Origin of the sequence: Rhodococcus sp. IC4_135 (assembly GCF_011602025.1) — a bacterium.
Classification (GTDB): Bacteria; Actinomycetota; Actinomycetes; order Mycobacteriales; family Mycobacteriaceae; genus Rhodococcus_F; species Rhodococcus_F baikonurensis.
In genome coordinates this window covers 1-14,958 of sequence record NZ_JAAOLG010000056.1, presented here as the reverse complement: position 1 = coordinate 14,958, position 14,958 = coordinate 1, and the positions used below count along the sequence as shown (strand labels likewise).

Annotated in this window: 14 protein-coding genes; 12 read left to right on the top strand and 2 right to left on the bottom strand. The window is 62.7% G+C overall.

Annotation, left to right across the window (positions count from 1 at the left end; all coding sequences use genetic code 11):
• Positions 1–450: MFS transporter (locus G8767_RS33605; protein WP_240952976.1), on the bottom strand; the 450-nt coding region annotated here is incomplete at its 3' end.
• Positions 451–533: 83 nt separating this feature from the next.
• On the opposite strand from G8767_RS33605, the gene G8767_RS36100 reads away from it, so the two are divergent.
• Positions 534–758 carry a hypothetical protein gene (locus G8767_RS36100; protein WP_230544131.1) on the top strand — a complete coding sequence of 75 codons (225 nt, stop codon included), beginning with the start codon at positions 534–536 and terminating at the stop codon, positions 756–758.
• A 289-nt stretch (positions 759–1,047) separates the two neighbouring features.
• Here G8767_RS36100 and G8767_RS33595 read toward each other — a convergent pair whose 3' ends face one another.
• Positions 1,048–2,049, bottom strand: a complete 1,002-nt coding sequence (locus G8767_RS33595; protein WP_003942428.1) for an AraC family transcriptional regulator — start codon at positions 2,047–2,049, stop codon at positions 1,048–1,050.
• A gap of 127 nt (positions 2,050–2,176) precedes the next feature.
• Here G8767_RS33595 and G8767_RS33590 point away from each other — a divergent pair, with 127 nt between their 5' ends.
• From G8767_RS33590 to G8767_RS33540, 11 genes are all read left to right on the top strand, one after another.
• On the top strand, positions 2,177–2,497 hold the full coding sequence (locus G8767_RS33590; RefSeq protein ID WP_003942421.1) for a 2Fe-2S iron-sulfur cluster-binding protein: 321 nt from the start codon (positions 2,177–2,179) through the stop codon (positions 2,495–2,497).
• A 24-nt stretch (positions 2,498–2,521) separates the two neighbouring features.
• Positions 2,522–3,910, top strand: coding sequence for a cytochrome P450 (locus G8767_RS33585; RefSeq protein ID WP_003942426.1), 1,389 nt, complete (start codon positions 2,522–2,524; stop codon positions 3,908–3,910).
• A complete protein-coding gene (locus G8767_RS33580) occupies positions 3,907–5,109 on the top strand; it encodes an FAD-dependent oxidoreductase (RefSeq protein WP_003942429.1) in 1,203 nt (400 codons plus the stop codon). Before G8767_RS33585 ends, G8767_RS33580 begins: the two co-directional genes overlap by 4 nt.
• Before the next feature lie 67 nt (positions 5,110–5,176).
• Positions 5,177–6,640 (top strand): cytochrome P450, encoded by a 1,464-nt coding sequence (locus G8767_RS33575; RefSeq protein ID WP_019750067.1) that lies wholly within the window; start codon positions 5,177–5,179, stop codon positions 6,638–6,640.
• The gene (locus G8767_RS33570; protein WP_003942420.1) at positions 6,637–7,362 is read left to right on the top strand and encodes a transglutaminase-like domain-containing protein; all 726 of its coding nucleotides are present in this window, start codon (positions 6,637–6,639) and stop codon (positions 7,360–7,362) included. The genes G8767_RS33575 and G8767_RS33570 overlap by 4 nt, the downstream gene beginning before the upstream one ends.
• Positions 7,359–8,888, top strand: coding sequence for an aldehyde dehydrogenase family protein (locus tag G8767_RS33565; RefSeq protein WP_003942430.1), 1,530 nt, complete (start codon positions 7,359–7,361; stop codon positions 8,886–8,888). The genes G8767_RS33570 and G8767_RS33565 overlap by 4 nt, the downstream gene beginning before the upstream one ends.
• A complete protein-coding gene (locus G8767_RS33560) occupies positions 8,885–9,721 on the top strand; it encodes an SDR family oxidoreductase (protein WP_003942425.1) in 837 nt (278 codons plus the stop codon). The genes G8767_RS33565 and G8767_RS33560 overlap by 4 nt, the downstream gene beginning before the upstream one ends.
• A gap of 38 nt (positions 9,722–9,759) precedes the next feature.
• A complete protein-coding gene (locus G8767_RS33555) occupies positions 9,760–10,827 on the top strand; it encodes a BtrH N-terminal domain-containing protein (protein WP_003942427.1) in 1,068 nt (355 codons plus the stop codon).
• 83 nt (positions 10,828–10,910) lie between these two features.
• Positions 10,911–12,542 carry a fatty acid--CoA ligase gene (locus tag G8767_RS33550; RefSeq protein ID WP_003942422.1) on the top strand — a complete coding sequence of 544 codons (1,632 nt, stop codon included), beginning with the start codon at positions 10,911–10,913 and terminating at the stop codon, positions 12,540–12,542.
• Between the two features lie 273 nt (positions 12,543–12,815).
• Complete coding sequence (locus G8767_RS33545) at positions 12,816–13,349, top strand: PaaI family thioesterase (protein WP_003942418.1); 534 nt, start codon at positions 12,816–12,818, stop codon at positions 13,347–13,349.
• Positions 13,346–14,560 (top strand): cytochrome P450, encoded by a 1,215-nt coding sequence (locus tag G8767_RS33540; protein ID WP_003942419.1) that lies wholly within the window; start codon positions 13,346–13,348, stop codon positions 14,558–14,560. The genes G8767_RS33545 and G8767_RS33540 overlap by 4 nt, the downstream gene beginning before the upstream one ends.
• The last annotated feature ends 398 nt before the right edge of the window (positions 14,561–14,958 follow it).

The following is a 14,958-nucleotide window of genomic DNA, read 5'->3' as shown; positions in this document are numbered from 1 at the left end:
CGCGGTCAGGATCGACAGCGTCGAAGGCATCACCAGCGCCGCGCCCACCCCGGCCAGCGCGCGCGCTGCGATCAGCCACACCGGGTCGGCCAGCAGCAGCGGCAGCGCCGACGCGACCGAGAACACCGCCAGCCCCGTGACCAGCACACCGCGACGCCCGTAACGGTCACCGATTGCTCCGGCAGGCAGCACAAGACACGCCAGCACCAGCGTGTAACCGTCGACGATCCAGGTCAACTGGGCTTGCGTCGCCCCGGTCTCGACCGCGATCTGCGGCAACGCCGAGTACAACGCCGCCATGGCCGCGACCACCAGCGCCACCGCCAGGCACGACACCGTCAGCATCCACCACTCGGCCCTGGTCCACCGGTCGATCTCAACAGCGCCCGTCCCAGGTGTGTCCACCGGCGCCTCCCAACTCAAAGACCAACAGTCTCGGTACGAGACCATTCGTATCATAGTGGTGGGGGCTCGGGATAGAGTCGACACATACGCCCAGGGCTGAACGAGACGAATCGGAGGAGCGCGCTCCCATGACCGCCCCGGACCACGCCACGACCGACTCACTCACCGCAGTCGACGAGCAGGCCGATCCGCGGCTAGCACGCTCACGCAACCGGTTACTCGACGCGGCCGCGCCCAACTTCGGGGGTGTCTTGACGTGCCCAAGCAGGCGTTCTCGAACAAAGGTGGTCGGCTGGCGCTCCGGCCCGCGGCCACAACTGCCGCAGCACCTGCCTTCAATCCGGAAAATCTAGGTTCCCATGCGGAGCTGTCACTTCCGAGAAAGATGATCATGCCCGAGCACATGCCCATGCCCACACAGCAGGCATAACCCCTCGCTTTGGCTGCAAAGTGCCCACGTCGACGCGGATTCCACCACTGATCACGCCGTTGCGGTGACCCCGAGACTCAGGAAGATCCTGTCGGACCGAAATCTTGGTCGGCCCCTGGAGTACCACTGATCTCATGCACTGGGAACGGCCCCACACTGATTTACCGCATCCGCCAGCCCCCTCAACCCGCCGGAGACCGGGCGGCTCAGCGTCATGGATGCCGGAACTCGTTCGGAGAACGGCCGGTCCATCGCTTGAAGGCGTGTGAGAAGTTGGTGAGGTCACTGTATCCGAGCTCCGTGGCGACCTCAGTCACCGACATTGATCGGTCGAGTAGCCGCAGCATCGCACGCTCGCGCAGGAATGACTGGCGCAACTCGCGGAAAGTGGTCCCCTCTTCGGAGAGGCGCCGCTTGAGTGTGCTGACGGATATCGACAACTCGCGTGCGACCCAGTGGATACTCCCCTGTGCGGGCTCCTTCTCCAGCAGCCGTCTCGTCTTCTCCGAAAACGACGTGGTCCTGCCCCGCTGGTCGAGAGTTCGCTGCAGATCGCCGATGGCGAGTCGGTATGTGAGGGGATCGGAGAACCGGCAAACCTCGTTAAGCGTGTCCGCGGGAACATGAAGGAAGGACATCGGAGCGCCGAAAAACAGGCGCCCGGCTATTAAGTCCTCATGATTGGACAGGAGGGGCGGCACCGGCCAACTCAAGTGGAGTGTGACGGTAGGCATGTCGCCGGCGAGCATGTCAAGCAGTCGCAGTAGCGCCGACCCGCAGTAGGCGACGACCAGGCAGTCCAGGGCCGGATCGCTTGTGTGTGCGGTGAACCCGATGGTGAGGCCGTGGTCACTTGGATGGAACTGTGGACTGAGAGCTGTCGAGATCAACGGCAGATAGGTGAGCAACTCCACGATCTCGGCTACCGAGCCTGCGCTGACCAGCGGAGAACTCAACGGGCCGAAGGACGTCAACTGGGCCTGTTCAGCGAACGCAAAGCCGAGCAGTGTTGCCTGGTCGACGTCGAGTTCGGGGTAGACCTCCCGAAACCACCGTATGGGGGCCTGAACGTCGCGCTGAATCAGCGTCGCCTCGTCGGTTCCTTCGCGAGACATGATGTTGCGAAGCCGCGCGACGGCGTCTGGGTCGAATGCTTGGCGCTCGAGCAATTGCACGAACAGGAGCGGGGGCACACCCTCGTCATCGAGGATCATTGGTTCACCAGATCCCTTTGAGCCGAATTCACAAGTTTTTGACTCCGCAGAACATAGCCGTAGCGGTCATCCCCGACGACACTTTGATCAAGTTCCCAAGGCGAGGACAACGTATCAGGAGTTGGTTATGGCAGTTGTCACCTTTGTCTCACACGACGGCAAGAAGCACGAGGTCCCTTTCCAAGAAGGACAGTCGCTGATGCAGGTCGCGACCAACAATGCAGTGCCCGGCATCGACGGCGACTGCGGAGGCGAGGCCGCGTGCGGCACCTGCCATGTGATCGTCGATCCGCAGTGGTCCGAGGAGGTGGGCCTCTCCGGCTCCGACGAGGAGGAGATGCTCGCGATGAACCCTGAGCGTCAACCGACCTCTCGACTGTCCTGCCAGATTCCGGTCTCCGAGGCGTGGGACGGCCTGACCGTCCTAATGCCTGAGTTTCAGATGTGACGACGAGAGAGACGATAAGACGCAATGAAGTTTTCTGAGGCAATCGCCGCTAAGGTTCAGTCGACTATCCCGATGGAGCGGCAGATCCAGGGCGCACAACTGTACGACAAGACGCGGCGATGGGTGACCGGAGCGAACGGAGAGAGGCTTTTCATCGAGAGCCCCATCCCTCCTGTGGAGGACGTCGAACTCGCCGACATCGACCTCAGCAACCCTTTCCTCTATCGCCAGGGGCGCTGGCAGTCGTACTTCGAGCGCGTACGCAACGAGGCTCCGGTCCACTACCAGCCTAACAGTCCGTTCGGGCCGTTCTGGTCCGTCACAAGGCATGCCGACATCATGGCCGTCGACAAGAACCACGAGGTCTTCTCCGCCGAGCCGTTGATCGTCATCGGGGTTCCACCTCGTTTTCTTGATATCGAGATGTTCATAGCGATGGATCCGCCACGACACGACGCGCAGCGGGCCGCTGTCCAAGGCGTGGTCGCACCGAAGAACCTGCGTGAGATGGAGGGTCTGATTCGATCGCGCGTCCAGGAGGTGCTGGACAACCTGCCCGTGGATCAGCCGTTCGACTGGGTCCAGAACGTCTCGGTCGAGTTGACCGCTCGGATGCTTGCGACCCTCCTGGACTTTCCCTACGAGCAGCGCCGCAAGCTCGCTTACTGGTCTGATCTCGCATCCTCGATGGAGCAAGCCAACGGCGGCCCCTCGGACAATGACGAGGTGTTCCGCGGCATGCGCGACATGGCGCGAGGTCTCAGCACTCTCTGGCGCGACAAGGCTGCCCGGACAGCTGCCGGGGAGGAACCCGGATTCGACTTGATCACCCTGTTGCAGAGCAACGAAGACACCAAGGATCTGATCGACCGACCGATGGAGTTCCTGGGCAACCTTGTGTTGCTGATCGTCGGAGGCAACGACACGACGCGGAACTCGATGAGCGGCGGTGTTCTCGCGTTGAACCGGTTCCCTGACCAGTTCGAGAAGCTGAAGGCGAACCCTGACCTGATCCCCAATATGGTCTCGGAGATCATTCGGTGGCAAACACCGTTGGCCTACATGCGCCGGATCGCCAAGGCCGACACCGTGCTGAACGGGCAGTTCATCCGCAAGGGCGACAAGGTAGTGATGTGGTACGCCTCAGGCAACCGTGATGAGCGGATGTTCGATCGGCCCGACGACTTCATCATCGACCGGGCCAACGCTCGCAACCACATCTCCTTCGGCTTCGGTGTCCACCGCTGCATGGGCAACCGACTGGCGGAATTACAGCTGCGGATTCTCTGGGAAGAGTTGCTTTCTCGCTTCGAAAAGATCGAGGTCGTCGGCGAGCCCGAGTATGTGCAGTCCAACTTTGTCAGGGGCATCAGCAAGATGATGGTCCGTCTCACCCCGAAATCCGACGTATGACCTTACATCGGGCCCTCGTCGTCGGGGCCAGCCATGCCGGAGCCCAACTCGCGGCCAGTCTTCGACAGGAAGGGTGGACCGGCGAGATCGTTCTCATCGGCGATGAGTCGACGTTGCCCTACCAACGCCCTCCTTTGTCGAAGGCGTACCTGGCCGGGAAGAGCACACTCGACGAGCTTGCGATCCGCAATGCCGATTTCTATAGCAAGCAGGGAATCCAAGTCCTGAATGCGACGGTGGAGGCGATCGACCGCTCGGGTGGTCATCTCTCACTGAGTACCGGCGGCGCACTAGCTTACGACCAGCTTGCGCTGTGCACTGGCGCCCGCCCTCGGCGACTCCCCACCCCGGGAGCCAACTTGGCCGGAGTCTACTACTTACGCACAGTCGCAGACGTCGAGATGATCCGAGTGGCCGCCCACGCAGGACGTCGGGCAGTGATCATCGGCGGCGGTTACATCGGACTGGAGACGGCTGCCTCGTTGCGTGCACTGGGGCTGGAGGTCACCGTGCTCGAGGCGACTGGGCGCGTCCTTGAGCGGGTCACTGCCCCCGAAGTATCAGCGTTCTTCGACCGTATTCACCGGCAGGAGGGCGTGAAAATCCGGACGGGTGTGCTGGTCGAGGTTCTGTCCGGCGAGGACAGGGTCCGTGAAGTAGTTCTGTCCGGTGGCGAGTCAATTCCCGCTGACCTCGTCATTGTCGGCATCGGCGTTGAGCCGAACACCGATCTTGCCGCCGCCGCAGGTCTGGTCATTGATAACGGCGTCGTGATCGACGACCAGGCCCGGACCAGCGACCCCGACATCGTGGCCGCCGGGGATTGCGCAAGCCACAGCATGGCTCGCTACAGCCGCCCTCTACGCCTGGAGTCTGTGCCGAGCGCGCACGAGCAAGCCAAGGTCGCTGCCGCGACGGTGTGTGGGAAGTCCAAGAAGATAGCGGCGCTTCCATGGTTCTGGTCGGATCAATATGATCTCAAGCTCCAGATCGCCGGTCTGAACACCGGTTACGACGAAGTCATCCTCAGCGGAGACCCGACCCGAGACCGCGACTTCACCTGCTTCTACCTCCGTGAGGGAGAGCTTATTGGCGCCGACTGCATCAACCGCCCCCGTGACTTCATGTTCAGCAAGCGGGTAATCACGCAGCAACTCCCCATCGACCGAACTGAACTGGCGCTTGCCAGCTCCGCCTGAGATGACGGGTCTTCGGGCGATGGGTACGAAATGGTGAGTGCGGGCTGCGTTTCGGAAAGGAACACAAGTGACGAACATTATCCATCTCCCGCTGGCGAAGGGTCGTGAGCGACTCTCGTCGGTCCTCATGGTGCCACTGCCGAGTCGGGTCGACGCGGCCCTGCTCGGGGCCAGTGACCGGTGGCCTGTCCGAGAGCTCGCCCCGCCCCCGGCGGGGTCAGGCCTCAAACCGGTCTTAGGGACCGCTGGCATGCCTCTGCTCGGTCACACCCTGGACTACATCCGGTTCGGATCTAACTTCTCCCGGGCCAGGTACCAGCGGCTAGGACCTGTGTCGTGGATGGGCGCCTTCGGCACGAAAATAGTGGCGGTTGCCGGACCGGATGCCATACAGGAGGTGCTGACCACCAAGGCGAAGTCGTTCTCCCAGGACGGGTGGACCTATCTCATCGATGCCTTTTTTCATCGGGGCCTGATGTTGATGAGCTTCGACGAACACAGGATGCATCGGCGGATCATGCAGGAGGCGTTCACCCGCGACCGACTCGCCGGCTACGTCGACCAGCTCGGCCCGACGCTGGAGGCCAGCATCCCAGGGTGGACAGCGGGACAATCCACCACGCGCATCTACCCGCTGCTGAAGGCACTAACTCTCGACGTCGCCACGAAGGTCTTCATGGCAGGTCGGGGGGGTAGCGAGGATACCGATGCCATCAACGACGCCTTCGTGGCCACCGTGCGTGCGGCCAGCTCGATCATCCGTTTCCCGTTACCGGGGACTCGTTGGCGAGCGGGAGTCCGTGGGCGCGCGCTCTTGGAGGACTACTTCACCCGGCACCTGCCGGCGGCTCGAAGTGGCCAAGGAGGCGACCTCTTTGCGGGGCTGTGCCATGCGCGCACGGCCGACGGTGAGGCGTTCACCGATGAGGACGTCGTTAGCCACATGATCTTCTTGATGATGGCGGCCCACGACACATCGACCATCACCACCACCGCTGCCGCCTACTTCCTCGCCAAGCACCCGGCCTGGCAGGAACGGGCGCGGGCCGAGTCCGACCGACTCGGTGGACGCCGCCCGGACATCGACGACCTGGACTCACTGGAGACTCTCGACCTGGTGATCAAGGAGACACTCCGTCTGGTGGCGCCCGTGCCCATCGTGATGCGCAAGACGGTCGAAGACGTGGATATCGCCGGCCACCACATCCCGGCGGACACCCTGGTGGCCGTGGCTCCGTCGGTGAACCACTTCGACGAGTCGTGCTGGACCGACCCCGACACCTTTGACCCTGACCGCTTCAGCGAACCGCGGCGTGAGGACCAGAATCACCGCCTCGGGTGGATCCCCTTCGGAGGAGGGGTACACAAGTGCATCGGTCTGCACTTCGGCACCCTCGAAGTCAAGGCGATTCTGCACCACATGCTACGCACCTACACCTGGACGGTCCCCGATCAGTATGAAGCGAGGTGGGACAACACCTCGCTCCCCATTCCGGTCGACGGGTTGCCGATAACTCTGGAGCGCAGATGAATAAGGCACCGCTGGCGCACTCGTGGGCGACCGACTTCCTCGACATCGAGCACGAGTCCGTCCGGGCGTTCACCGCCGCCGCGGTTGGGGATGCGGGCACCGACCGGGACAAGGCGAAGCGCCTCTTCGCCGCCGTCCGCGACCAGATCCGGTACGACCCCTACACGGTGTCGGACGATCCCGCCCATTATCGAGCAAGCTTCGTCCTCGAGACCGGGCGCGCCTATTGCGTCCCGAAGGCGGTGCTCTTGACCGCGGTGTGCCGTGCGGCAGGGATTCCGGCGCTACTGGGGTTTGCCGACGTCCGAAATCATTTGCAGACCGAAGCGTTGCGAGCGCTCATGGGCGGCACGGACCTGTTCGTCTATCACGGCTACAGCCATCTCTACGTCAACGGCCGGTGGATGAAGGCGACCCCGGCGTTCAACACCGAGTTGTGTGCCCGTTTCGGGGTGCCGCCGGTGGATTTCGATGGCGAGCACGACGCCCTCCTGCACGCCTTCGCCGCCGACGGAGCCCTGCACATGGAGTATGTCCGCGAGCGCGGCGTCTTCGACGACCTGCCTTTGAACACGATCTTGACCGAGCTTCGGCATACCTATGGACAGCGAATCTTTGAGCGCACCCACGTGATCGCTGACGCTTTCACCGACACACCCGACAGATGCACCCAGCCCGACGGGATCGCCCGCGGGCTCCACTCACTCCCGGAGGCCCGATGAGCACGGCGACCACAGCGGATGCCCTGGACGTACGCAACCCCGCCGACGGCCGGCTGGTCGCAACCGTCCCCATCGATACCCGCGAGACCGTGAACAGCATCGCGGCCGATCTCCGCCGCGCTCAGCTCGGGTGGGCTCAGGCAAGCCCGCGGCAACGCTCCCGATGGTTGCATCGCTGGCGAGACTGGATCCTGGCTCACACCGACGAACTCACCGATCTGCTGCAAGCCGAAACAGGCAAGGTGCGCCCCGACGCCCTGGTTGAGACGACAGCATCGTGCGAGTTCATCACCTACTACGCAAACCATGCCGAGAAGTTTCTCGCTGACGAGCAAGTCCGATCCGCAGGTCTGCTAAGTCTGCCGAAACGGTTGTCCAAGACCTACCACCCGTACCCGGTTGTCGGGCTCATCACACCGTGGAACTTCCCGATCACCCTCTTCCTCATGGATGCAGCTCCTGCGCTGGCTGCCGGATGCGCAGTCCTGGCGAAGTCCTCGGAAGAGACGCCACTGACCTGTGCACGAGTCGTCGAGGGCTGGCACGAGATCGGCGCCCCACCAGTTTTGGCGCATGTTGTGGGTGCTAGCGAAGCAGGTGCTGCGGTCGTGGACGCCGCTGACTTCGTTCAGTTCACGGGCTCGACAGCCACCGGGAGGACAATCGCGATCCGCTGTGCCGAGCAATTGAAGCCTGTGAGCTTGGAGTTAGGTGGTAAAGATCCGGCGATCGTGCTGGAGGATGCCGACCTTGCTCGTGCTGTGGAGGGGATCGCGTGGGGCGGTCTGTTCAACGCGGGGCAGGTCTGCATCTCAGTCGAGCGGGTGTATGTGGTCTCTGAGATCTACGACGAGTTCGTGGCCCGGCTGGCTCAACGAGTACGGTCACTTACCCAAGGTGCCGCGGCAGGTGACGACGTAGGTGCGATGGTCACGGCGAGACAGGTCGAGATAGCCGATCGCCACGTCAGCCAGGCAGTGGCGGCAGGTGCGCAGGTACTGGCCGGCGGAACCCTAAGCGCGGTCGGGAACTACTACGCTCCAACCGTTGTGGTCGGCGTCGACCACACAATGGCCTGCATGACCGAGGAGACCTTCGGCCCCACGATCCCTGTGATGCGTGTCGCGGACGAGGACGAGGCCATCCACCTGGCTAACGACTCGGCGTTCGGCTTGTCTGCCACAGTGTGGACCCGCGACCATGCTCGTGCGCGGCGTATCGCACAACGTCTGGACGCGGGTGCAGTCAACATCAACGACGTCTTCAGCAACCTCTTCGCCACCACACTGCCGCACAGTGGATGGAAGGCCTCAGGTATCGGTGCGCGACTAGGCGGCGCCTACGGACTTCACAAATACTGCCGGGTCCAGTCCGTGACCGAGCCGCGGATCCCTGTCCTGACACGAGAACTCACGTGGTACCCGTACACCTCCCGACGTACGGCCATCGCCGAAAAAGTATTGCGTGCAGCAGCCGGTCGCGGTCTACGACAACGCCTCGGCCTGAACAAGGAGCACAGCAAGTGACGACACACAATCCCCATACCGCCGCGAAAACAGTGGCGATCACCGGGGGAGCCCGCGGCATCGGCTACCAGACCGCGAAGGAGCTGATCCGACGAGGTCACCGCGTGGCCATCGGCGACATCGACGAGGCACGTGCTAAGGAGACCGCCGCCGAACTGGGGGTTAAGGTTGTCACCCGCCTCGATGTCACCGACCCTGACTCGTTCAAAGACTTTCTCGACCTAGTCGAGGGAGACCTCGGCCCCCTCGACGTGCTGATCAACAACGCGGGCATCATGCCCACCGGGCACACCCACGAGGAAGACGACGCGGTGACCCGGCGGCAGGTCGAGATCAACGTCCTGGGAGTCATCTTTGGGACCAAACTCGCCCTTCAACGGATGCTCCCTCGTCGTACTGGACACATCATCAACACCGCATCACTGGCCGGCGAGCTCGCCGTCCCCGGTCTGGCGACCTACTGCGGCACCAAATTCGCGGTCATCGGATTCACGGAGGCGGCGCGACTGGAATACCGCAAGTCAGGCGTGCGGCTGTCCACAGTGCGGCCCACGTTCACCAACACCGAACTCGTTGCTGGGACAGCAGGAGCCAAGGGACTGCGCAATGCAGAGCCCGAGGAAATCGCTCGAGTGACAGGCGAACTGATCGAGAAACCGCGGCCCTTCGTGCGCGTCACTCGCCTCGCAGGGAGCATGGTCGCAGCGATGAAGTTCGTCCCCGAACGGCTCGCCACCAGGCTCGGATCGGCCCTGGACACAGACTCTGTATTCCTCGACGACGTGGACATGGGGGCACGTCAGGCCTACCTGGACAGAATTCGGAACAACTGACCTGGTCTTCGAACCCACCACCCAGAAAAGGAAGATACATGCCCCGCAAGATCCTGATCAAGGACTACCCCCATCAGATCGGGGGGCACTGTGGTTCTGGCGCAATGCGGGATCTTCTGCACTGGCATGGACTGGGGTGGGAAGGGCCACCCGATGAAGGTCTGGTGTTCGCACTCGGCGGCTCGCTGGGGCTAGCGTACCTCCGATCGAATGACCTGGTTCCACCATTGTATTTGGTGGGACGAGGGGCCGACTTCGAAATCGATCTACCCCGCCGGCTAGGCGGACAGGTCCACGTTCTCACCACCGACGATCCCAGTGAGGGATGGTCTTGGGTTCTCGACGAGATCGACGCAGGCAGACCCAGCCTGGTGTGGGGCGACATAGCCGAGCTACCGTACCTGCAGGTCCAGTTGCAGATGAGTCGCCACGACATCGTGGTGATCGGTTACGACGAAGCTAAGGGGATTGCCTTCGTCGTAGACAATGATCGCGCCGAGGTGCAGGAAGTCCCGCTCGATTCGCTGGCTCGGGCGCGTTCCTCGACGTCCTTCCCTCAACCGACGCGCCACTGTACATACCGCATCACCTGGCCGAGCGCGCTGCCAGACATGGCAACAGTGGCGGCAGAGGCATTTCGCCAATCCGCGGCCAACATGCGCCACCCGTCACAGCCGGGGATCGTTGATCTCACGACCATGGAGGCCGGGGCCGAGGGGCTAGCTGCAGTCGAGCAGTTGGCGGCCGACCTTCGAGCCTGGGCAGACCTTCCGACAAGAGATCTTGAGATCTTCCTGTTCAGTCTGGGCGCTTTCATCGAGAAGGCGGGCACCGGCGGCGGCCTATTCCGCCGGTTGCTCGCCGATGGCTGCGCGGATGTCGCACGCCTGACCGGTGATCTAGCCACCGCCGACCTCGCCGTCGCCGCCAGCCGTTGTGCGCAGGCATGGACCGAAACTGCACGTGCCGGGACCCAACGCGACATTGATGCGCGCGCTCGCTTAGCGGCGGTGGTCACGGCGGCTAGCCGACTACCAGAACTCGAGTCGAACCTGGTCGAGTCCCTGGAATTGGCTTCAACCTCACTTACGGCTGCAGGTCTCTGACAGCCCGCTGTTAACCAGGACGCCCGGTGAATTGATCTGCGGATCGCTGTTCGTTCGCAGGCACTATCGAATGAAGGAATGGTATGCAGAGCACGATGATGAACTTTCCCTTGACAACTGCGGCGATTCTGCGCCACGGTTCGAGTGTGCATAGCTCGGCAACCGTACGGACCTTGCAGTCCGACGGGAGCGTTAAGGTCGGCACTTTCGCCGAAGTCGGACGGAGAGCCGCACAGTTGGCCAACGCATTGCGCGGTTGCGGGATCACAGGCGATGAGCGTGTTGCGACCTTTATGTGGAACAACCAGGAGCATGTTGAGGCCTACTGTGCGGTGCCCTCGATGGGCGCAGTGCTGCACACCCTGAACCTACGTCTCACCCCTGATCAACTTGTCTACATCGGCAACCACGCCGAGGATCAGGTCGTAATTCTCGATGGAAGCCTGCTGCCCTTGCTGGCCCCTGTACTGCTGCAGCTCACCAGCGTGCACACCGTCGTCGTGACCGGCGAAGTGGACCTTACCCCGCTGCACCGTGACGGGGTCAGGGTCGTGGGGTACGAGGAGTTCCTCGCCTCTCAGTCCGATACGTTCGACTGGCCTGATCTCGATGAGCAGTCCGCAGCCGCTATGTGTTATACCTCGGGTACCACCGGCAACCCCAAAGGGGTCGCCTACAGCCACCGGTCGACGTACTTGCATTCGATGGCGGCCTGCGCCGCCGACGGACTGCGAGTCAGCTGCGATGATCGGATCCTTGCCATCGTGCCGATGTTCCACGCCAACGCTTGGGGACTAGTCTATGCCGCCCTTATGTCGGGCGCCGACCTACTCATGCCTGACAGGTTCCTGCAGGCTGAGCCGCTGGTGCGGCTCATCGACGCGCAGAGGCCGACCGTCGCGGGCGCAGTTCCGACGATCTGGAATGACGTCTTAAACTTCTTGGAGGCAAACTCCAGCTATGACATCTCCTCTCTCGGTCTGGTCGCCTGCGGTGGTTCCGCAGTACCCCTTCACCTGATGGAGGCCTTCGAGGAGAGGTACGGCGTGCAGGTCGTCCAGGCATGGGGAATGACCGAAACCTCGCCGCTGGCCGCCATCGCACGCCCACCGGTATCGCTCGATGTGCAGGAGCGCTGGCGCCTGCGCGCCACCCAAGGCCGCCCGGTTGCAGGGGTGGAGCTGAGGATTGTCGACGACGAGGGCAATAAGCTCCCGCACGACGGCGAAGCGGTCGGTGAGTTGCAAGCACGCGGGCCCTGGATTACCGGCTCGTACGTCGGCGAGGAGCATGACAGTGAGAAGTTTCAGGAAGGGTGGTTACGCACCGGCGACGTCGGGCGGATCGATGCACGCAATTTCGTGACGCTGACCGACCGCGCCAAGGACGTGATCAAGTCCGGCGGGGAGTGGATCTCCTCGGTCGAGCTCGAACTGCTGCTTGCCGGTCATCCAGACGTGCTCGAGGCATCTGTGATCGGAGTGCCGGACGAGAAGTGGCAAGAACGCCCCCTCGCGGTGATCGTTCCACGTGAGGGCCGCGAGCCCACACCTGCTAGTCTGCGCGACTTCCTCGACGGCAAGGTCGCCAAGTGGTGGCTGCCCGAGCGTTGGTGCTTCATCTCCGAGGTGCCCAAGACCTCAGTCGGCAAGTTCGACAAGAAGCGCCTACGCTCCCTGCACGCCGAAGGAGAGCTAGCTGTCATCGAAATCTAGGAAATTTTTTTCCAACCGGAGTTCTGAATAGGACGAGGCAGATGGAACGCGGGGCGGGAAGTTTTTCACGACACCGGCGTCCATCGCAGACTACGGCACTGGTGAAGGAGATGGGGTCGTGATCTCCCGTTGGGCGGGACACCTCGCCTGACCAACGTGGAGTTGAGCGAAGGGCTGCCACCGCACTCTCCGGAGTGCGCTCAGGTGTATTTGCATAACGGTCACACTCGAGACCGGCATTAAGCGCGGTTTCATCGACAGGAAGGTCGGACCATGGGCAAAGCTTCGGATGCGGTCGGGGGGTCGGTCGACCCAGACATGGAGGACTGGGTGCGCTCATTCCGGCCGCTGGAAGAATCTAGCTCGCCTGAGTTGCCACCCCACCACCCCAACTGTCTTGGGTGCGGGCCGACGAACCCGCACGGGCATTACCTGTCGGTACGGCGTTGCCGAGACGGCGTCGTTGCTCACCACCTCTTCGACCAACGTCACGTAGGGGCGCCCAGGATAGCACACGGCGGCGCGGTGGCGACCGTAATCGACGATCTTTTCGGTTTCCTGCTCTACACGGTCGGAGAACTCGGCGTGACGCGCCGTCTCGAACTCGACTACCTCGCGCCGGTTCTGCTTGCCACGCCTTACACCCTGCACGCCGATACACGGTCTCGCGATGGCCGGAAATTGAATCTCGCGGCCAGGATCGAGGATATAGAGGGTCGATCGGTCACCACGGCGACCGCCCTGTTCATCCTGGTCGACGTCGAACATTTCCTGCAGTCACAGGCGAATACTAAGAGGCAAGCATGAATGTACCGACCGAGAGGGAACTGCTCCTGGACGCCTTACTCACCGATCACGGCGCAGCCGGACCTTACGAAGCGTTCCGACGGCTGCGAGAGACGCGCCCCGTCTTGGTTACGCGATCGGGGGTGCTGGTATTGAGTCGCTACGACGATTGCGCGGCGGCGCTCCGCGACCGCAGACTCGGCAAGGCCGACGAGTCGCTGGGCTTCGGCTTGTCCGAGATCCCTGACGAGCTGCAACGTCGGGCCATGCATCGATTCCGGCGCACCATGCTGTTCCGTAACCCCCCTGACCATCACCGGCTGCGTCGACTGGTGGCCGACGTGTTCACCCCTCGACACATTGACGAGTTGCGCAGCCGCATCATCACACAGATCCATCACCTACTTAACGTCATGGAGGTACAGGTCTTCGTCGACATCATCACCGATCTGGCGCTCCCGCTGCCTGTGAATGTGATAGGCGAACTTCTGGGAGTTCCCGCGGCCGATCGGGCAGTTGCCGCGCCATTGGTGCGTGCCCTGCTCGCCTCACTGGAACCCGGAGCCAATGTTGAGGCTCTGACCGCCGCCTGTGAAGCCGAGAACCAACTTGCCATGTATTTCGCTGACCTGTTGGCGGTCAAACGCGCCCGCCCCGCCGATGACCTACTCAGCCGACTCGCCGTCGCGCACGGCGACGACATCCTGGATGACGACGAATGCGTCGGCACCGCGATTCTGTTGTTCGCCGCAGGGTTCGAAACCACCACAAACCTCATCGGCAACGGCGTCGCCGCGCTGCTCGCTCACCCCGACCAAATGCGCGAACTGGGTGCCAGGCCCGACTTGGCGAGCAATGCCGTCGAAGAATTGTTGCGTTACGACTCCCCCGTCCAGACCAACGGGCGCACGGTGCTCGAGCCGACACGGCTGGCAGGAGTCGATCTACATCCCGGTCAGATCGTATTGACCTTGCTCGGGGCGGCCAACAGAGATCCGGACCGATTTTGTGACCCGGATAAGCTCGACATCACCCGAACCGGAGTCCCACCGTTGTCGTTCGGCGCCGGCATTCACTTCTGTCTCGGCGCGCCGCTGGCCCGGCTCGAAGGATCCCTACTGTTCCCGATCCTGGTGGCTCGTTTTCCCGGTCTCCAGCTCGTCGAACAGCCTCGCTGGCGTACCGGGCTATCCTTCCGCGGGCTATCGAGTTTAAAGGTGGCAACCAGATGAGCCCTCCCCTACCCCCCACCAGAAGGGCTCAAAGTCTCGGGAGTTGAACCCGACCGAACCACCTCAATCGATCGGAGTCGCAGTGTCAGCGCAGCCTTTCCTAGGCTTCGCAGGTCGGGCGCCGACTCGCTTGCACGGCGCGACCGGAACCAGTTTGTCAGATCCATGCTCAGGGAGACGAGTTTACGGCCTGCGCGTGTGGTAGACGTGAGCGTGCGCGTGTGGTACATGTGAGCGGCTGGTGGCGGGGCCGGGAGAGAGAATACCGCAGGGTGTTGTCAAGTTGTCTGGAGTACAGCAGTTTTGGGGTGCGGCAAGGCATCGCACGGGGAGGTCGGTCAGGGAGCGACGGTTTGTTCGGTGACCTGATCCCATACCTGGAATCGGATGGCCAGTTC